The organism is Mesorhizobium sp. B2-4-15, assembly GCF_006658505.1.
Classification (GTDB): Bacteria; Pseudomonadota; Alphaproteobacteria; order Rhizobiales; family Rhizobiaceae; genus Mesorhizobium.
In genome coordinates this window covers 366,767-384,383 of sequence record NZ_VFUZ01000002.1, presented here as the reverse complement: position 1 = coordinate 384,383, position 17,617 = coordinate 366,767, and the positions used below count along the sequence as shown (strand labels likewise).

Annotated in this window: 15 protein-coding genes; 10 read left to right on the top strand and 5 right to left on the bottom strand. The window is 62.9% G+C overall.

The features are described from left to right. Positions 1-63 precede the first annotated feature (63 nt). Positions 64-1,185, bottom strand: a complete 1,122-nt coding sequence (locus FJ930_RS04145) for a branched-chain amino acid ABC transporter substrate-binding protein (RefSeq protein WP_140699771.1) — start codon at positions 1,183-1,185, stop codon at positions 64-66. Between the two features lie 430 nt (positions 1,186-1,615). Continuing rightward, positions 1,616-1,882: a sel1 repeat family protein gene (locus tag FJ930_RS04140; protein WP_010915070.1), complete on the bottom strand. Its 267-nt coding sequence runs from the start codon at positions 1,880-1,882 to the stop codon at positions 1,616-1,618. A gap of 438 nt (positions 1,883-2,320) precedes the next feature. Here FJ930_RS04140 and FJ930_RS04135 point away from each other — a divergent pair, with 438 nt between their 5' ends. The 5 genes from FJ930_RS04135 to FJ930_RS04120 all read left to right on the top strand — a co-directional run bounded on the left by FJ930_RS04135 (position 2,321) and on the right by FJ930_RS04120 (position 5,992). Further along, a complete protein-coding gene (locus FJ930_RS04135; RefSeq protein ID WP_140749625.1) occupies positions 2,321-2,662 on the top strand; it encodes a DUF2147 domain-containing protein in 342 nt (113 codons plus the stop codon). Between the two features lie 221 nt (positions 2,663-2,883). Further along, entirely contained in the window at positions 2,884-3,039 is a 156-nt protein-coding gene (locus tag FJ930_RS29955) for a hypothetical protein (RefSeq protein ID WP_181176581.1), read from the top strand. 41 nt (positions 3,040-3,080) lie between these two features. Beyond that, positions 3,081-3,275, top strand: a complete 195-nt coding sequence (locus tag FJ930_RS04130) for a hypothetical protein (protein WP_140749629.1) — start codon at positions 3,081-3,083, stop codon at positions 3,273-3,275. A 116-nt stretch (positions 3,276-3,391) separates the two neighbouring features. Next, complete coding sequence (locus tag FJ930_RS04125) at positions 3,392-4,846, top strand: AMP nucleosidase (RefSeq protein ID WP_246676801.1); 1,455 nt, start codon at positions 3,392-3,394, stop codon at positions 4,844-4,846. Between the two features lie 108 nt (positions 4,847-4,954). Then, positions 4,955-5,992, top strand: a complete 1,038-nt coding sequence (locus tag FJ930_RS04120; RefSeq protein ID WP_246676796.1) for an endonuclease/exonuclease/phosphatase family protein — start codon at positions 4,955-4,957, stop codon at positions 5,990-5,992. A 42-nt stretch (positions 5,993-6,034) separates the two neighbouring features. On the opposite strand, the gene FJ930_RS04115 is transcribed toward FJ930_RS04120, so the two are convergent. Both FJ930_RS04115 and FJ930_RS04110 read right to left on the bottom strand, forming a co-directional pair. Continuing rightward, on the bottom strand, positions 6,035-6,631 hold the full coding sequence (locus FJ930_RS04115; RefSeq protein WP_141835088.1) for a DUF922 domain-containing protein: 597 nt from the start codon (positions 6,629-6,631) through the stop codon (positions 6,035-6,037). Positions 6,632-6,738: 107 nt separating this feature from the next. After that, positions 6,739-8,418, bottom strand: coding sequence for an electron transfer flavoprotein-ubiquinone oxidoreductase (locus FJ930_RS04110; protein ID WP_141835085.1), 1,680 nt, complete (start codon positions 8,416-8,418; stop codon positions 6,739-6,741). Between the two features lie 221 nt (positions 8,419-8,639). On the opposite strand from FJ930_RS04110, the gene FJ930_RS04105 reads away from it, so the two are divergent. The 3 genes from FJ930_RS04105 to FJ930_RS04095 all read left to right on the top strand — a co-directional run bounded on the left by FJ930_RS04105 (position 8,640) and on the right by FJ930_RS04095 (position 11,225). Further along, complete coding sequence (locus FJ930_RS04105) at positions 8,640-9,284, top strand: hypothetical protein (RefSeq protein WP_141835082.1); 645 nt, start codon at positions 8,640-8,642, stop codon at positions 9,282-9,284. A gap of 90 nt (positions 9,285-9,374) precedes the next feature. Continuing rightward, a complete protein-coding gene (locus FJ930_RS04100; RefSeq protein WP_141835079.1) occupies positions 9,375-10,295 on the top strand; it encodes a uracil-DNA glycosylase in 921 nt (306 codons plus the stop codon). 117 nt (positions 10,296-10,412) lie between these two features. Further along, a complete protein-coding gene (locus tag FJ930_RS04095) occupies positions 10,413-11,225 on the top strand; it encodes a helix-turn-helix transcriptional regulator (RefSeq protein WP_140742261.1) in 813 nt (270 codons plus the stop codon). Here FJ930_RS04095 and FJ930_RS04090 read toward each other — a convergent pair whose 3' ends face one another. Continuing rightward, entirely contained in the window at positions 11,226-12,191 is a 966-nt protein-coding gene (locus FJ930_RS04090) for a DMT family transporter (RefSeq protein ID WP_140742263.1), read from the bottom strand. Between the two features lie 229 nt (positions 12,192-12,420). Between FJ930_RS04090 and pepN the strand changes: the two genes are divergently transcribed. Together pepN and FJ930_RS04080 are read left to right on the top strand one after the other, a co-directional pair. Next, complete coding sequence (gene pepN, locus FJ930_RS04085) at positions 12,421-15,066, top strand: aminopeptidase N (RefSeq protein ID WP_141835076.1); 2,646 nt, start codon at positions 12,421-12,423, stop codon at positions 15,064-15,066. Between the two features lie 208 nt (positions 15,067-15,274). Further along, positions 15,275-17,596, top strand: coding sequence for a PAS domain-containing sensor histidine kinase (locus tag FJ930_RS04080; RefSeq protein ID WP_141835073.1), 2,322 nt, complete (start codon positions 15,275-15,277; stop codon positions 17,594-17,596). The last annotated feature ends 21 nt before the right edge of the window (positions 17,597-17,617 follow it).

The following is a 17,617-nucleotide window of genomic DNA, read 5'->3' as shown; positions in this document are numbered from 1 at the left end:
TTGCCGGCGCAAAAGAAATGGCCGGGACGAACCCGGCCATTCCTTGCATCTCACTATCCGAGATTACTGCGCGATCGGCGCGTACTTGCCGTTATGCCACTGATTGATGTCGTAGCTGGCATTCTTGAGGTCGCCCTTCTCGTCGAAGGTGACTTCACCGACAACGGTGCTGATCGGCTGACCATTCTTCAACGCTTCGGCAACCTTGCCCGGATCGTCGCTGCCGGCGCGCTTGATGCCTTCGGCGAAAGCCTGGACCACGGCGTAGGAGAACAGCGTGAAGCCTTCCGGCACAAAGCCGCCGGCCTTGATCTTCTCGACGGCGGCCTTGGCTTCCGGCTTTGCCTGCGGATCCGATGGGAACACGAACATGGTGCCTTCGCCGGCCGGGCCGGCAACTTGCCAGAACTCCGGTGAAGCGATGGAGTCGGGCATGATCAGCTGGAACTTCAGGTTCTGCTCAGCCGACTGACGCAGGATCAGGCCGGCTTCGGGGTGATAGCCGCCGAAATAGACGACATCGGCCTTGAGGTCCTTCAGCTTGGTGACGAGGGCCGAATAGTCCTTCTCGCCGGGATTGATGGCGTCGTAGTACACTTCCTTGAGGCCGCCGGCATTCATGGTTGACTTGACGGCATCCGCCACGCCTTGGCCGTAAGCGCTCTTGTCGTGCAGGATGACGACGTTCTTGCCGGCATATTTCTTGGCGATCCACGGGCCGATGAAGGCGCCCTGCGCGTCGTCACGTGTGTACAGGCGCATGATTGTCGACCAACCCTTTTTGGCGGCGTCGTCCGTGAGCACCGGGTTCGAGGACGCCGGGCTCATCATCAGCGAGCCCGCTTCGGCATAGACAGCGGACGCCGGAATGCTCGAACCCGAGCAGGCGTGGCCGTCGATGAATTTGACGCCGTTGGCGACAATGCGGTTGGCGACCGACACAGCCTGTTTCGGGTCACACTGGTCGTCCTCGATGTCGAGCTTGATCATCGAGCCATTGACACCGCCCGCGGCGTTGATGGCGTCGGCGGCGGCCTGCGCGCCCTGCTTGAACTGATCGCCGATGGTGGCGAGCTGTCCGGTCATCGGACCGACCACGGCGAAAGTGATGTCGTCGGCGAGCGCAACCGGCGCACTCATCATCAGCCCGAAAATGGCCGCGCCCAAAATACTCATTCTTTTCATGACAATAGAACTCCTCCACTCGCGCGCGGCCGCCCCGGCCACGCTTCTTCCAGAGAGGCCGGACAATTTCATCCTTCATCGGACCTGTCTAGGCGCATTGACGTCACTCGATTGGGCCTGCATGGCCTCATCCACGCAAAAAAAGCCACGCCAGCCTTGTTCCGGCTGGTCGTGGCTTTTCTGCCTGTCGGCTGCTTCCCCAGCGCCCCCGCGCCGCGAACCCCAACTTGGCCGTCCCTGTCTTCCTGCTGGCCGTGATCTTGCCCGAAAGCCGGAGTCCGCTTTTGGCGATCATGGCCCGTCGCGCGGCTGGGCCTGTCATGCCTGCCGCATTCTTGTTCTTGTCGTTCGACTGTCTGCGCAGCCTTTCCCTGTTCCGGCCCGGCCATCTTGCGCGGCCTTGGCCAACATCTCCCCGTCTGGCGGAAACTCAGTGCATGGTCATCCATTCGCGGGCTTCGCGTAACGCCTTGGCGATCTCGACCTTCGACATGGCCGCAGACAGTTCCGAGCGCAGTTCCGCGGCGCGGGCCGAACCCTTGATGGCGGCGATGTTGAACCATTTGTGGGCGGCAACGACATCGGTCTCGCAATCGCGGCCGGTCGCATACATCATGCCCAGTTCGAAAAGGATGTCGGCCTGGGCAGTTGCCCCCATGGCGCCGAAGCCTGCTTCAAGCATTTCAAAACGTGCCATTTTAGTCCCCTGTCTGGCTCCCGAGAGCTGCCTCCGTTCGTCGTCCGGGCCGCTCTTTCGATGCTTTCGAGAATGCCGCTCAGGCTTGAATCCGTCGTTAAATGGCGTGCTTAATTTGAGGAAAACAAAGCTAAAACAATAGGTAAACACAGAAATTCGTTAAGGATACGAAGCCAGCAATTCGGCTGGTTTTCGCCAAATTTGACGAAAATTCGCGGAGGCGGAATCAACACTCCGCTAACCACGGGAAACAAACACGAAGCGCCGACCGTTTTTCATTTCCTCTCCGACGAGCCGAATTCAGACGTTTTCAGAATCCCAAAGTCTTCCGTTGCGGCACCGCTTTTGTTTTGGCGGGAGCTGGATTAGCTTACGTTTGCGTAAGCGGCAGACCGGCGAGGCGGAGCATCCGGCCGGCTATCCATAGGGAGGAAGAACATGTTTCGAAAAGTGAGCCTGGCCCTTGCAGCCACATTGATCATGGCGGGGACGGCATGGGCCGATCCGATCGAGGGCAACTGGAAGACGCAAGCCGGCGACACCGCGGCCATTTCAGGCGGCGATTCATTCTCCATCACGCTCAAGTCCGGCAAATATGCCGGCAAGACCATCGGGTCGCTCAAGGCGGCCGGCGACAGCAAATATGCCGGCAGCATCACCGATCCGGCAAACGACAGGACCTATTCGGGCAAGGCGACGTTATCGGGCACCTCGCTCAAGATGAGCGGTTGCGTGCTGGGCGGACTGATCTGCAAGAGCCAGACCTGGCACAAGCTCTGATCGACCATTTCCTTGTGATCTCAAGCGGGGCCTGGCAGGCCCCGTTTTCGTTTGATCGATACGCTGGCACTGGCGCTCGGATGCGCTGCCTGCTGCCGTCCGGATCGGCGGCGGCCAGACAAGATCCCGTCAATCAATTTGAACCGCAGATGAACGCCGGCATCAGAGCCGGTTCAGGGGCATCAGGGCATTCTCCCGCGCATTGAAGGAGACACCATCCGATGCTCGCCCGCCGCTTCACCATCGTCTGCCTGCTGATGAGCCTGTTTGGAATATTCTTCGCCATCCTCGTCGCCGAAGTGGGCCGTCCGGCCCGCTCCTGGGACGAAGCCACCAGATTCTGCCGCCTCGCCTGCCCGACCAACCTTCGCCATTGAAACCAGAGTATCCGGACCTCGAAAAGAAAAGCTCGGACATCATGGACCGTATCGCCGCCAACGCCCTCAAGACCCTTCGGCTTCTGCCGCGGGCGGCGCTCATCCTGATACTTCTGGCCGTCCCGGTCCTGGCCGTGCCGATGATGCGCGCCGATACCGGATCGACGATCGAGGCGCCAGCGCTGAAAAAGTCCGGCGTGGGGTTGGTCCTGCTGGTCAGCCTGCAGCGGGGATGAAGAAAAATGCCGCTTTGAGCGGCTTCGGCGGCAAGCCCCCTCCCAACCGCTCGTCCAAGTCTCTATATTGAGCCATGGAAAAGCGAATCTACCCCCAAGCCATCGAATCCGTCGTCATGCCGGAGCCTTTTGGCCGGCAAAGCTTTCACAGCGCCGAAAAAGCGGTCGCAGCACTGCAGATGCTTTACGACCGCAACACCAAATTCCTGCGCGATTCCTTCACCGCGCTTGCCGCCGGCGGCGACAGCAGCAAGCGCTACCGCGCCTTCTATCCCGAGATCGGCGTCACCACGAGTTCGTTCACCCAGGTGGACTCGCGCCAAGCCTACGGCCATATGCCGACGCCCGGCCATTTCGCCACCACGATTACCCAGCCGCGGCTGTTCGAGAATTACCTCGTCGAGCAGCTTCGCCTGATCATGCGCAATCACGGTGTGCCGGTGACGGTTTCGGAATCGACCACGCCGATCCCACTGCATTTCGCCTTCCTGGAGGGCGCCTATGTCGACGGCGCGGCGGCCGAACGCATCAAGCGGCCGATCCGCGACCTGTTCGACGTGCCGGACCTGGACGGCACCGACGATCAGATCGCCAACGGCACGTTCGAGGTCGCCTTCGGCGAGCCTCGGCCACTGGCGCCATTCACCGCGCAGCGCATCGATTATTCGTTGCACCGCATGACGCACTATACGGCCACCAGCCCGCAGCATTTCCAGAATTTCGTGCTGTTCACCAATTACCAGTTCTACATCGACGAGTTCGTCGCCCGCGCGCGCGACCTGATGGAGAATGGCGGCGGCGGCTATGTGGAATTCGTCGAGCCGGGCAATGTCGTGACCCGCGCCGGCACGGCAAGCGAGGGCACCCCACCCGCCCGCCTGCCGCAGATGCCTGCCTACCACCTGAAGAAGCCGAACCATGGCGGCATCACCATGGTCAATATCGGGGTTGGGCCTTCCAACGCCAAGACGATCACCGACCACATCGCTGTGCTGAGGCCGCATGCCTGGGTGATGCTTGGCCACTGTGCCGGGCTGCGCAACACCCAGGCGCTGGGCGACTATGTGCTGGCGCACGCCTATGTGCGCGAGGACCATGTGCTCGACGACGATCTTCCGGTGTGGGTGCCGATCCCGCCGCTGGCCGAAATCCAGGTCGCGCTCCAGGAAGCGGTTGCCGAGGTCACCGGCCTGTCCGGCTACGATTTGAAGCGCATCATGCGCACCGGCACGGTCGCCACCATCGACAATCGCAACTGGGAGCTGCGTGACCAGCGTGGACCGGTGCAGCGCCTGTCGCAGTCGCGCGCCATCGCGCTCGACATGGAATCGGCGACGATCGCCGCCAATGGTTTCCGCTTCCGCGTCCCCTACGGCACGCTGCTGTGCGTTTCCGACAAGCCGCTGCATGGCGAGTTGAAGCTGCCCGGCATGGCGACCGAGTTCTATAAGCGCCAGGTGGCGCAGCATCTGACCATCGGTATCAGAGCGATGGAGAAGCTGGCCGAGATGCCGATGGAACGCTTGCATTCGCGCAAGCTGCGGAGTTTCTCGGAGACAGCGTTCCAGTAGGCGCCCGCCGAGCCGCCGCGAGGCAATTCGTCGTCTTGCTCAGGCCGCAATTTGGCCGATAAACAGGTCGAACGGATCGTCAGGCGACATTCAGCAGACACGACCTCAATGACAACAAGCGGCGCGCGCTCGAACATGACGGCTGGGGTGGCATTCCTGGCAATGACGGCGCTAGCGGCCGCCCTGTTGGCCGGGTTCTTCGGCACGCTGCATCCGGCTTTCGATTCCTTCTCGCATTTCCGCATGCATCTCAGCGTGCTTATGGCGCTTCTGGCATTGCCGCTGCTCGCCAGTTCGTTTCGGCTGCAGGCCGCGGCGGCCCTGCTCTTTGCCGTCGCCAGCCTCGCGACGACGGTAAGCGCGCTGCCCAGATTCTGGCCGCAGCAGGCCGTCGCCAAGCCGGCGGATAAAATGACTTACAGCCTGCTGCAGATGAATCTGCGCTTCAACAACCCGACACCGAAGAAAGTGCTTTCCCTGATCGGCCGCACCAATCCGGACGTGATCACCCTCGACGAAGTCTCGGCGATGTGGGCGACCGAGTTCAGCTATATCGCCAGCGCCTACCCCTACCGCATTCTTTGCGACTATCCCAACGGCACGTTCGGCGTGGCGTTGCTGTCGCGCCGGCCATTCGTCGCCGGCACCGCGCCGCGTTGCGAGCCGCGGGGCGCGATGGCGACCGCCACCATCGATTTCGGCGGGATCGGTGTCGACGTCGCCGCGATCCATTTGAGCTGGCCCTGGCCGAAGGAGCAATACTGGCAGATCGGCGAACTGGCGGAACCACTGGCCGCGCTCGGCGAGACCGCGATCATGGCCGGCGATTGCAACGCCGTGCCGTGGAGCGCGGCTGTGCGGCGGATCGCGGCTCTCGGCGGGCTGACACTTATGCCTTCGGCAGGCCCGACCTGGATCCACCGGACTCTGCCCGACGTCCTGCGCCGCTATGCAGGCCTGCCTATCGACCAGGTGTTCAGCAAGGGCGCGTTGACGATCCTGTCGTCGACGCGAATGGAGGACACCGGCTCCGACCATCTGCCGGTCCTGGTCCAGTTCACGCTGCGGCCCGACGACAAACAGCCTCATGACGAACATGAGAGCGCGCTGGCGTCGAACAACCCGGTCCCCGGTCCGCGCGGCTGAACGCACCTTCATCACCTCCAGGCACACGACTGGATCGGGCCTTCAGGGCTTCCCCACCAAAGCGTCGACAAGGTGCTCGACATGGCCGCCATTACGGTGCTCGCGCGCGTCGAAAGCGTTCTGCTTGGCTTCGTATTCGGCATAGATGGCGTTGATGCGCCGTCTCGCCTCAAAGTGTGTGCCGGTGCAGAACCAGTTGTCCGGGCGTTCCAGGCCGGCAAGCGCGGTCTCGGTCGCCCGCATCATCGCCTTGGCGATGCGGCCGTGCGTGTGCTCATGCTTGCGGACGCCAGCCATGAACCGGTCCCAACGCTTGCGCGGACCTGGGCTTGCCGGCGAGAGCCGCGGAAAGGTGTAGGTCAGGTCGAGCGTGCCGTTGGCCTGCCGCAAATGACAGATCCCATCCTGACGGCCGATATCGAAATCCCAGTGCACGGTATAGCCAGTTTCGGCGATGGCGCGTGTCATATAGCCGTGCTTGGGTCCCTGCCGGTCCATCGCCTCGACAAGCTCGGCCCCGGTCTTTCCGGCAACATCATAGTTACGGACATGGACGACGATCTTCGTGCCCGCCGATGCGGCTGACACGCAAGACAGCGCACAGGCCGCGGCAAGCATCGTCAGGCTGGTCAGGCGCATGTCCGCCTCCTTTGTGGGTAGCCAAGCAGACCACACTCGGCGACGCGCTTCAACGGGCTTGAGCGAAGCGGCCAGTCTCGCGAGGGCGACAGCAGAGCTGCCGCCACTCACATGTTCTGGTAGACCGGGCCTTCTCCGCCCTGTGGCGGCACCCAGTTGATGTTCTGGTTCGGGTCCTTGATATCGCAAGTCTTGCAGTGGACGCAGTTCTGCGCGTTGATGACGAAGCGCACGTCCTTGGCCGAGGGATCGGCGGCGGCGTTGCCGTCCTTGTCGACCCATTCGTAGACACCGGCCGGGCAATAGCGTGTGGAAGGCCCGGCGAAGACATCGTGCTCGGAGCGCTGCTGCAGCGCCATGTCGCCGACGATGAGGTGCACCGGCTCGTTTTCCTCGTGATTGGTGTTGGACAGGAACACCGAGGACAGGCGGTCGAATGTCAGCACGCCATCCGGCTTCGGATAGGCGATCTTCTTGTTCTGGGCGGCGGGCTCGAGTGTGGCATAGTCGGCCTTGCCATGCTTCAGCGTGCCGAAGGGCGAGAAACCGAACAAGCTGTTCAGCCACATGTCGAGGCCACCCAGGCTGACGCCGACGATGGTGCCGAAGCGCGACCAGAGCGGCTTGACGTTGCGCACCTTCTTCAGATCCTTGCCGATGTCGGTCGCGCGCCACGCCGCCTCGTAGGAGGAAAGCTCGTCATTGGCACGGCCGGCGCCGATCGCCTCGGCGACATGCTCGGCCGCGAGCATCCCCGACAGCACAGCATTGTGGGAGCCCTTGATGCGCGGCACGTTGACGAAGCCCGCCGCACAGCCCATCAGCACGCCGCCAGGGAAGGACAATTTCGGCACCGATTGCCAACCGCCTTCGGTGATGGCGCGCGCGCCGTAGCCGAGCCGCTTTGCGCCTTCGAACGTCCCCGCGATCACCGGATGGGTCTTGAAGCGCTGAAATTCCTCGAAGGGCGACAGATAAGGGTTCTTGTAGTTGAGGTGGACGACGAAGCCGACGGCTACCTGGTTGTCCTCCAGATGGTAGAGGAACGAGCCGCCGCCGGTCTTCATGTCGAGCGGCCAACCGAAGGAATGCTGCACAAGGCCCGGCCGGTGGTTCTCCGGCTTGACCTGCCAGAGTTCCTTGAGGCCGATGCCATACTTGCCGGGCTCGCGGCCATCGGAAAGCTTGTATCTGGCGATCAGCTGCTTGGCGAGCGAGCCGCGCGCGCCTTCCCCAATCAGCACATATTTGCCCATCAGCGCCATGCCCGGCGCGAAGCCTGGGCCGTGCGTGCCGTCCTTCTCGATGCCCATATCGCCGGTGACGACGCCGGTGACGGCGCCATCTTCATTATAGAGCAGCCCGGCGGCGGCAAAGCCCGGATAGATCTCGACGCCAAGCGCCTCAGCCCTGGTCGCCAGCCAGCGGCAGACATTGCCGAGCGAGACGATGTAGTTGCCGTGGTTGTTCATCAGCGGCGGCATTAGGAAATTGGGCAGGCGGAACGAGCCGGCCGGGCCGAGCACCAGGAAATGATCCGCAGTGACGGGCGTCTTGAAAGGGTGGCCTTCCTCTTCGCGCCAACCGGGCAGCAGCCGGTCGATGCCGATCGGATCGACGACGGCGCCGGAGAGGATATGGGCGCCGACCTCGCCGCCCTTTTCCAGCACGACGACGGAAAGCTCGGGATTGACTTGCTTGAGGCGGATGGCCGCGGCAAGGCCGGCCGGCCCGGCACCGACGATGACCACGTCGAATTCCATGCTTTCGCGTTCGATATCGCTCATCAACCCCTCCGCACTGGCTTGCCGCTGTTCGCGTATCTTGCTGGCTCCTGCGCTGCATAGCGCATCAATTGACGACAGGAAACCGGCGCATACGTGACAATGCGGATTTGGCCAAAAAGTCGCGCATCTTGCAGCATGGTAGCCGTTTCTGCACGGCGCGACCCGCCAACCCAGCGTTTTTTAATTGTTCGACGGCTTGCTTATCGGCCATACTTCCCGCCATGCGCATTCCTGAGCCAGCCGGCTTTTCTTCGACGCGCTTTCTATCGACGCCCGGCCGGGCCAGCCGGGCGATTCTTCTGGCCCTTCTGACGTTGGCACCAGGTCACGCCGCCGCGAACGAGGTGAAGGTCTGGGCAACAGGCGCCTACTCCTTCTCCGACGAGCTTGGCGGCTTCCGCATCACCGGAGCCTCAGGCATCGGAACCAGGGATGATCCGCTGGTCATCACCGAAGAGCTGAATTCAGCGACACCGGTGACGCTGACCATCCGCACGACAAAGCCGATCCAGCCATTCGGCAAGGCGGGTGAGTTCGCCAACGGTATCATGTATATGCGCATCGACGTGCTCAACAACAGCGGCCAGGCCTGGATCGAGTTCCAGTTCGAGCTTCAGGAAATACTGGATCAGCCAAGCGTGTTTGGAGACGGACTTTCGTTCGACCAGCGCAATAAGACGCCCGACAATATCTGGTCGAGCAACTTCGCCGATTTCGACCGCGACTTCGAACCCTATGACCGGCTGCTGTTCAGGAATGGCAAGGTCGATCCGCTGAAGACCGCCAGCTTCGAGTTTCTGATGACCGACTACACGCCGCGATGGACCTTCTACCTGGTGCAGGATCCGCGCATCCCGACAGGATAGGGCCAATCGCCATCTGGGGGAGACGCCTTCGTCACCGCTTTCACCAATCCCAAACTTGCAAATCGTGATCGCGCGGACGATGGTGGCACCATGACTGCCACCGCCGCCAACACCCCAGCCGAAATCGCCGAGCTGCTCGCCTTCTATGCCAGCACGGGCGTCGACGAGGCGTTGGAGGACACACCCATCAACCGGTTCGCCGAAGCTTCTCGTCCGAAGCAATCCGAGCGCGCGCCTCCACCGGTCGCGCCCGCTCACAAAGACAGGCCCCAGGAGCGGCCCTCATCGGACCCCGGTGTCGACCAAATCAGAGCTGCGGGGCAGCAAGCGGCGTCGTCCCGGCTGGACGCAAGCAAGGTGCCGGATGCGTCGGCGCGTACCGTGGCTGCCGCCATACCTGACGAGGCGCAGGCCGCCCTCGCCCGGCAAATGGCGGCGAGCGCTTCCACGCTCGAGGAGCTGCGCTGGCACATGGCGGCCTTCGATGGCTGCAATCTCAAGGCCACCGCCAAGAACCTGGTGTTCGCAGACGGCAATCCGGAGGCCGCGGTCATGCTGGTGGGCGAAGCGCCGGGGCGCGACGAGGACATCGAGGGACTACCCTTCGTCGGCCGTTCCGGCCAGTTGCTCGACCGCATGCTGGCCGCGATCGGGCTCGACCGCGCGTCCGTCTACATTGCCAACGTCATTCCATGGCGGCCGCCGGGCAATCGTACGCCGACGCCGCATGAGACCGAGATCTGTCGGCCGTTCATCGAGCGGCAGATCGAGCTGGTCAATCCCAAGGTGTTGGTCAATCTCGGCGGGCCGTCGGCCAAGACCTTGCTCAACACCTCCGAAGGCATCCTCAGGCTGCGCGGCAATTGGCGCGTCCACATCACGGCCTCCGGCATCGCCATTCCGGCCATGCCGACACTGCATCCGGCCTATCTCTTGCGGACGCCCGCGCATAAGAAGCTGGCGTGGCGGGATTTTCTCGAAGTGAAGGCGAAGCTGCGGGCGCTGTCCTAGACTCTCGGTCTTTACGCAATTCCGGACGGGAAACCGCTACGCACTTTTCCTGGAATTGCTGCAGCGATGACCTCGCACGTAATTGAAATGTGCCCGGCGTCGGCCTAGTCATCCGCCATGACAACCGCTCAAACCTCCGCCGGCAGCCTCATCCGCGAATGGCGCACGCGCCGGCGTATGAGCCAGCTTGACCTCGCCATGGAAGCCGAGATTTCGCAGCGGCATCTGAGCTTCGTCGAGAGCGGGCGCGCCGCGCCCTCGCGCGACATGGTGCTGCATCTTGCCGAGCAGCTCTCGATACCACTTCGGCAACGCAACCAATTGCTGCTGGCGGCGGGCTTCGCGCCCAGCTTCAGCGAACGGCCGCTGACCGACACGACACTGGCGCCGGCGATGGCGGCGGTCGAGATCGTGTTGAAGGGACATGAGCCGTTCCCGGCGCTGGCCGTGGACCGGCACTGGAACCTGGTTTCGGCCAATGCCGCGATCGCGCCCTTCCTCGCCGGTGTCAGCGAGACTGCGCTGCTGACGCCCCCGGTCAATGTGCTACGCCTATCCCTGCATGCTGGCGGCATCGCGCCGCGCATCGTCAACCTCCAGGAATGGCGCACGCATCTGCTGGAGCGGCTGAAGCACCAGAACGATGCCACCGGCGATCCGGTTTTGATCGAGTTGGAGCGCGAATTGCGCGGCTATCCGTCCGGTCTGAAGGGCAGCCGGCCGGCGCCGGTCGAGCCGAATGCCATCGCGCATCCGCTCAGGCTTGCCCATGGCGATCAGGTCCTGTCGTTCATCAGCACCATAACCGTGTTCGGCACACCGCTCGACGTGACCTTGTCGGAGTTGGCGATCGAATCCTTTTTCCCGGCGGATGAACAGACACGGACGGTGCTGGTGCGGCTGGCGAAGGAACGGGCCGAACGGTCGTGATCAGCCCTGCGGCAAGGCCGCCTTTCGCGTCCTCGTGCGTTCCAGGCCGAGTTGGCGCTCGCGCCAGATGATGAAGATACCGGCGGCCACCACGATCACACCACCGACCAGGGTGCTGAGCGAGGTCACGTCGCCGAAAACGAAATAACCGACGACAACGCCGAGGATCATCGAGGTGTATTCGAAAGGCGCCACGACCGAAGCCTCGGCATGGCGATAGGCCGCCGTCATCAGGATCTGACCGAGGCCGCCACAGAAACCAGCAATGATGAGAAGCGCGACCTGCGCCGAACTCAGCCATTGCCAGCCGAAAGGCAATGTCAGCAGCGACAGCACGCTCGCGGTTGACGAGAACCACAACACGATGGTCGCCGTCTTCTCCGTCTGCACGAGGTTGCGCACGAGCAGCATGGCGACAGCCGATATCGCCGCGGCCACCAGTACGGCCACCACGCCCAGGACCTCCTGATCGTCGAGCCCCTCGCCCGAGTTGAGCAGGGTCAGTTCCGGCCAGGAAATGATGAGCACGCCGATGAGACCGACGGCGACAGCGCTCCAGCGATAGACGCGGATCGTCTCGCCGAGGAAGATCGAGGAGAACACCACGACCAGCAGCGGCTGCGCATAGTTCAAGGTGATCGCCTCCGGCAGCGGCAGCCTGGTCAGCGCGAAGAAGCCAAGCCCCATGGCGCCGACGCCAACGATGCCGCGCGCGATATGGTTGAAGGGCCGTTTGGTGACGAATGCCGTGGCCAGCTGTCTCTTGAATGCCAGGAAAGCAATGATCGGGAAGATGGCGAAGAAGGAGCGGAAGAAGACGATCTGGCCGGCGGGCACGTCGCCAGCCGCCTTGATGCAGGTTTGCATGCCGACGAAAACCGCCACGGAGACGATCTTAAGCGCGATGCCCCTCAGCGTGTCGTGCCCGCCGGTGGTCTCTGGTTGCGCCCTCACTCCTGATGTCACTCTATGGATGCGTCCTTGATCGTTGCTCAGATCCGTCCCGGCGTTGTCCGCCCGTCCCGATTTTCGGCCCGACGATCATGACTGCCTTGTGATGGTTGGGAAGGAGCGCCTGAAATAGGCCTTCTCACAGTTTTGTCGAAGGACTGTTTCGTGTAAAGAGCGCGGGCTTCGAATTTTTTGGACCAGTCAGACCATGTCTGGTCCCCGGAAAGACAGGAAAAGCCAGGGAATGCGCACTGACACAGGCCAGGTCTTCAAACTGGAAGACTATCGCCCCAGCGACTACCTCATTCCGGAAACGAACCTTGAATTCCGTCTTTCGCCACAGGCCACGACCGTCACCGCGCTACTGACGATCGAGCGTCGTGACGGCGTAGCCGCATCGGCCCCCCTAGTGCTCGACGGCGACGGGCTGACGCTCAAGCGCGTCGAAATCGACGGCAAGAAGGCAAAGCCGGCGGATCTGCTGACAAGCCCAGACCAGTTGACCATTCTCAAGCCACCGGCCGCGCGCCGTTTCCAATTGCTGATCGAAACAGAAGTGGCGCCGGCCGGCAACGAAGCCCTGATGGGTCTCTACCGCTCGAACAACGTCTATTGCACGCAATGCGAGGCCGAGGGCTTTCGCCGCATCACCTATTTCCTCGATCGCCCCGATATCCTGTCCGTCTACACCGTGCGGATCGAGGCGCTGCGCGACGAGGCGCCGCTGCTGCTGTCCAACGGCAACCTAGTCGACAAGGGCGACCTCGGCGACGGCCGGCACTATGCCGTCTGGCACGACCCCTTCCCCAAACCGTCCTACCTTTTCGCACTGGTCGCCGGCAATCTCGGCCAGGTCGCCGACGATTTCGTTACCATGTCGGGCCGCAAGGTCGAACTCGGCATCTATGTCGAGCCCGGCAAGGAGAAGCTCGCCGGCTATGCGATGGACGCGCTGAAGCGGTCGATGCAATGGGACGAGGAGGCCTTCGGCCGCGAATACGACCTCGACGTCTTCAACATCGTCGCCGTGTCCGATTTCAACATGGGCGCGATGGAAAACAAGGGCCTCAACATCTTCAACGACAAATATGTGCTGGCCGACCAGGAGACCGCGACGGATGCCGACTTCGCCAATATCGAGGCGATCATCGCGCATGAGTATTTCCACAATTGGACAGGCAACAGAATCACTTGCCGCGACTGGTTCCAGCTTTGCCTCAAGGAAGGGCTGACGGTCTTCCGCGACCACGAGTTCTCCGCCGACCAGCGCTCGCGCGCGGTCAAGCGCATCGCCGAAGTGCGCACGCTGCGCGCGCACCAGTTTCCCGAGGACCAGGGCCCGCTGGCGCATCCGGTGCGGCCGCGCCGCTACCGCGAGATCAACAATTTCTACACGGCGACCGTGTACGAAAAGGGCTCCGAAGTGGTGCGCATGATCCGCACCATTCTCGGCGCTGAGGCCTTTCGCGCCGGCATGGACCTCTATTTCGAACGACACGACGGCGAAGCGGCGACGATCGAGGATTTCATCAAGGTGTTCGAGGATGTGTCGGGCCGCGACCTCTCGCAGTTCGCGCTCTGGTACCATCAGGCGGGCACGCCCAACCTTACGGTCAGTTCGACGCACAATCCGGCCGCGCAAGAATTCACGCTGGAGATCGAGCAGTCGGTGCCGCCGACGCCGTCCGAAAGCCGCAAGCGCCTGATGCACATTCCGCTCGCCTTCGGCCTGATCGGCGCCGGCGGCGAGCCTGTCACGTATAGCGGCGTCGAGGGCGCCAGCGTCGAGGACGGCGTCATCCATGTCCGCAAGCGCCGTCACATTGTGCGCTTTTCAGGCGTTGCCGAACGTCCGGCGGTGTCGCTCAACCGCGGTTTTTCAGCGCCGGTGACGCTCGCTGTCGAGCAGAAGGCCGATGACCAGTTCTTCCTCGCTCGCCATGACAGCGATGCCTTCTCGCGCTGGCAGGCCTTCAACACGCTGCTCACCGATGCGCTGATCGCCGCCTTCCGCGAAATCCTCGGCGGCATGCAGCCCGAGTTCGCGTCACGGCTGACCGAACTTGCCGGCAGCATTGCCGGCAACGAGACGCTGGAGCCCGCCTACCGCGCCCTGGCCCTGGCGCTGCCCGCCGATGCCGACATTGCCCGCGACATCGGCAAGAACATCGATCCAGACGCCATCCACGTGGCTCGACAAGCCCTTGCGCTCGCCATCGCCAGGGCCAACCGGGAACCGCTCGCGCAGCTGTATGATCGCCTCGTGGACAAGGCCGCGTTCAGTCCGGATGCGACAAGTGCCGGGCGACGCGCCCTGCGCAACGTCCTTTTGGACTATCTCTCGCTGCTGCCAGGCGGCGCGGCCCTTGCCGTTGGACATTTCCAGTCCGCGACCAACATGACCGATCGCGCGGCCGCATTGATGGTCCTTGCGCATCGCCACCACGGTTCGCCGGAGGCAAACAAGGCGCTGGCGACTTTCGAAAAGACGTATGCATCCGACCCGCTGGTCATGGACAAATGGTTCCAGATCCAGGCCAGCGTGCCGGGGCCCCAGGCGGTGGACACGGTTCGCGCGCTGACCGCTCATCCGGCCTTCTCGATGAGCAATCCGAACCGGGTCCGCTCACTGATCGGTACATTCTCCAGCGCCAACCAGACCGGCTTCCATCGCCCTGACGGCGAAGGCTACCGGTTCTTCGTGCAAACGGTGCTCGAGGTCGAAAAGCGCAACCCGCAAGTGGCGGCAAGGCTGGCGACGGCACTGAGATCGTGGCGTTCACTCGAACCAGGTCGGCAGGCCAAGGCGAGAGAGGCACTGCTTACGATCGCGGAAGCCGAAAACCTGTCAGCCGATCTGAGGGATATCGTCGAGCGCACGCTGGCCTAGCCACTCCCCAGCCTTCTCCGATGTGGGAGAGGGCGGAGGCGCCGCACGTCCAAGGGCCAATAATTTCAATCAAATTTTAATCTTTTTTCGCCGGGCCACTGGACAAGGCGAATCACCTTTGATTCTTTAATGGCGATTCGGACGTGCGGTGTTGCCGGATCACCAGCACATGGAAATGCGGGCATACTGAAATCGGGGAGTGCCATTTATGGCGAAGGCGGACGCGTGGGGCGCGCCCGGAGGGATGGCTTTTGCGCGGCGCGAAACGCGAAGCGACGGCCTTGCCGGGAATACGCGGCTCATCGCCGAACCGACCTACAAGCGGCTTCTGGCCGCCGAGCCGTTGCTGCGCCGCTCGATACCGGCCCTCATCATCATCTTCCTGGTCGTCATCGCGGCACTGCGTGTCCTGTCGCTGATGAATGAGCGCGACGATGTCGAGCGCGACGCCAAGGCGGTCCTCACACTGGCGGCGGCACAGCTCGCCAGTTCCCTCGCCGTCACCTCGGATACCGTGCCTGGCGCCATCCAGGACCTGCTGGAGACCACCAGCCGTCAGGGCGCGATGGGCCGCAGCCATGTGCTCGTCATCACCGACAGCGCCTTCAAGATCACCGCGGTGACGCCGCGCTCGACACCCTGGCAAGGCCATTCGCTTGATGGCCTCGTCCAGGGCGGTCAGCCTCTGTTCATGTTCGGCGACCGTGCCGGCGTGATGGAGGTCAACATCGGCGGGCAGGACTGGTATGCAGCGGTCAGCCTCGCCAAGGACAGGAAGGGCGCCGCCGCGGCTCTCGTGCCGCAGGAAGCGGTTTTCGACACATGGCGCAAGACCGTCTCGCTGAACGTCACCCTCTTCGTGCTGACGGCCGGCGTGCTGATCATCATCCTCTATGCCTATTTCGGGCAGGCGGCGCGCGCGCAGGCCGCCGACCGCATCTATCTCGAAGCGCATCAGCGCATCGACATGGCGCTCGTGCGCGGCCGCTGCGGCCTGTGGGACTGGGACATGGTGCGCGGCAAGATGTACTGGTCGCGCTCGATGTACGACATGCTGGGCTACGAGCCTTGCGAGACGATGCTGTCCTTCGGCGAGGTCGACGAGATCATCCACCCCGAGGACGGTGACCTGTTCGAGCTCGCCAACAGGATTGTCGCCCGCGAGATCGACCATATCGACCAGGTGTTCCGGATGCGGCACGCCGATGGCCAATGGGTGTGGATGCGCGCCCGCGCACAGGTCATGGATCCGGAGGCGCCCGAAATCCAGCTGATCGGCATTGCCGTCGACGTCACCGAGCAGCGTCATCTGGCGCTGCGCTCGGAGGCTGCCGACCTTCGCCTCAGGACCGCCATCGAGAACATCAACGAATCCTTCGTGCTGTGGGATTCGGCCCAGCGCCTGATCATGTGCAACTCCAAGTACCAGCAGGATAACGGGCTCTCGGATCGCGACGTGATGCCGGGCGTGACGCGTGTGTCGCTGGAAGAGCGGATGCTGGCCTTTGCTTCCGAGCGCCGGCTTGCCAACACCAATGGGCCGCAAGGTGGCGCCACCTTCGAGCGGCAGTTGTCCGATGGCCGCTGGCTGCAGGTCAATGAACTCAGGACCAGGGACGGCGGCATCGTCTCGGTCGGCTCCGACATCACCCAGATCAAGCTGCATCAGGAGAAACTGGTCGACAGCGAACGCCGGCTGATGGCGACGATCCATGATCTGAGCCTCGCCCGCCGGGCCGAAGAGGAACGGGCGCGCGAACTGGTCGACCTCAACCGAAAATACATGAAGGAAACCGAGCGCGCCGAAGCAGCGAACCGGGCGAAATCCGAATTCCTGGCCAACATGTCGCATGAATTGCGCACCCCGCTGAACGCCATCATCGGTTTCTCCGAACTGATGGAACAGGGCCTGTTCGGCCCGCTGGGCTCGGAGCGCTACGAGGAGTATGCCACCGACATCAACAGCAGCGGCAAATACCTGCTCGGCGTCATCAACGACATCCTCGACATGTCGAAGATCGAAGCCGGCCAGTTCTCGCTGGACCAGGAACAGATCGATCTCGGGCCGTTGATCAGCGAGACGGTGCGCGTCGTTTCGCTGCAGGCGGCACAAAAGGCGATCACCGTGGAGACACGCATCTCCGACGCGTTGACTTTGTTCGCCGATCGCCGCGCGATCAAGCAGATCGTCATCAACCTCCTGTCCAATGCAGTGAAATTCACCGGCCAAGGCGGCCACATATCGGTCAGGGCCCGCAACACATCGGGAGCCCTGGTGCTGACCATCGAGGACAATGGCTGCGGCATCCCGAAGGAGGCGCTCGGCAAGCTTGGCCGGCCCTTCGAACAGGTGCAGAACCAGTTCTCCAAGAACCATGCCGGATCCGGGCTTGGCCTCGCCATCTCGCGCTCGCTGGCCGAACTCCAGGGCGGCGCGCTGAAAATCCGTTCGACCGAAGCTGTCGGCACGATCGTTTCGGTGCGCATCCCGGTGAAGAAGGCACCGCCGGCGATTAAAGCCGCAGCCTGAGCGACAGGCTCCGAGCGGCGT

What these genes read in the sequence shown, in the direction of transcription:
- FJ930_RS04145 (WP_140699771.1), bottom strand. Translation starts at nt 1,185, where the DNA reads ATGAAAAGAATGAGTATTTTGGGCGCGGCCATTTTCGGGCTGATGATG.
- FJ930_RS04140 (WP_010915070.1), bottom strand. Translation starts at nt 1,882, where the DNA reads ATGGCACGTTTTGAAATGCTTGAAGCAGGCTTCGGCGCCATGGGGGCA.
- FJ930_RS04135 (WP_140749625.1), top strand. Translation starts at nt 2,321, where the DNA reads ATGTTTCGAAAAGTGAGCCTGGCCCTTGCAGCCACATTGATCATGGCG.
- FJ930_RS29955 (WP_181176581.1), top strand. Translation starts at nt 2,884, where the DNA reads ATGCTCGCCCGCCGCTTCACCATCGTCTGCCTGCTGATGAGCCTGTTT.
- FJ930_RS04130 (WP_140749629.1), top strand. Translation starts at nt 3,081, where the DNA reads ATGGACCGTATCGCCGCCAACGCCCTCAAGACCCTTCGGCTTCTGCCG.
- FJ930_RS04125 (WP_246676801.1), top strand. Translation starts at nt 3,392, where the DNA reads ATGCCGGAGCCTTTTGGCCGGCAAAGCTTTCACAGCGCCGAAAAAGCG.
- FJ930_RS04120 (WP_246676796.1), top strand. Translation starts at nt 4,955, where the DNA reads ATGACAACAAGCGGCGCGCGCTCGAACATGACGGCTGGGGTGGCATTC.
- FJ930_RS04115 (WP_141835088.1), bottom strand. Translation starts at nt 6,631, where the DNA reads ATGCGCCTGACCAGCCTGACGATGCTTGCCGCGGCCTGTGCGCTGTCT.
- FJ930_RS04110 (WP_141835085.1), bottom strand. Translation starts at nt 8,418, where the DNA reads ATGAGCGATATCGAACGCGAAAGCATGGAATTCGACGTGGTCATCGTC.
- FJ930_RS04105 (WP_141835082.1), top strand. Translation starts at nt 8,640, where the DNA reads ATGCGCATTCCTGAGCCAGCCGGCTTTTCTTCGACGCGCTTTCTATCG.
- FJ930_RS04100 (WP_141835079.1), top strand. Translation starts at nt 9,375, where the DNA reads ATGACTGCCACCGCCGCCAACACCCCAGCCGAAATCGCCGAGCTGCTC.
- FJ930_RS04095 (WP_140742261.1), top strand. Translation starts at nt 10,413, where the DNA reads ATGACAACCGCTCAAACCTCCGCCGGCAGCCTCATCCGCGAATGGCGC.
- pepN (WP_141835076.1), top strand. Translation starts at nt 12,421, where the DNA reads ATGCGCACTGACACAGGCCAGGTCTTCAAACTGGAAGACTATCGCCCC.
- FJ930_RS04080 (WP_141835073.1), top strand. Translation starts at nt 15,275, where the DNA reads ATGGCGAAGGCGGACGCGTGGGGCGCGCCCGGAGGGATGGCTTTTGCG.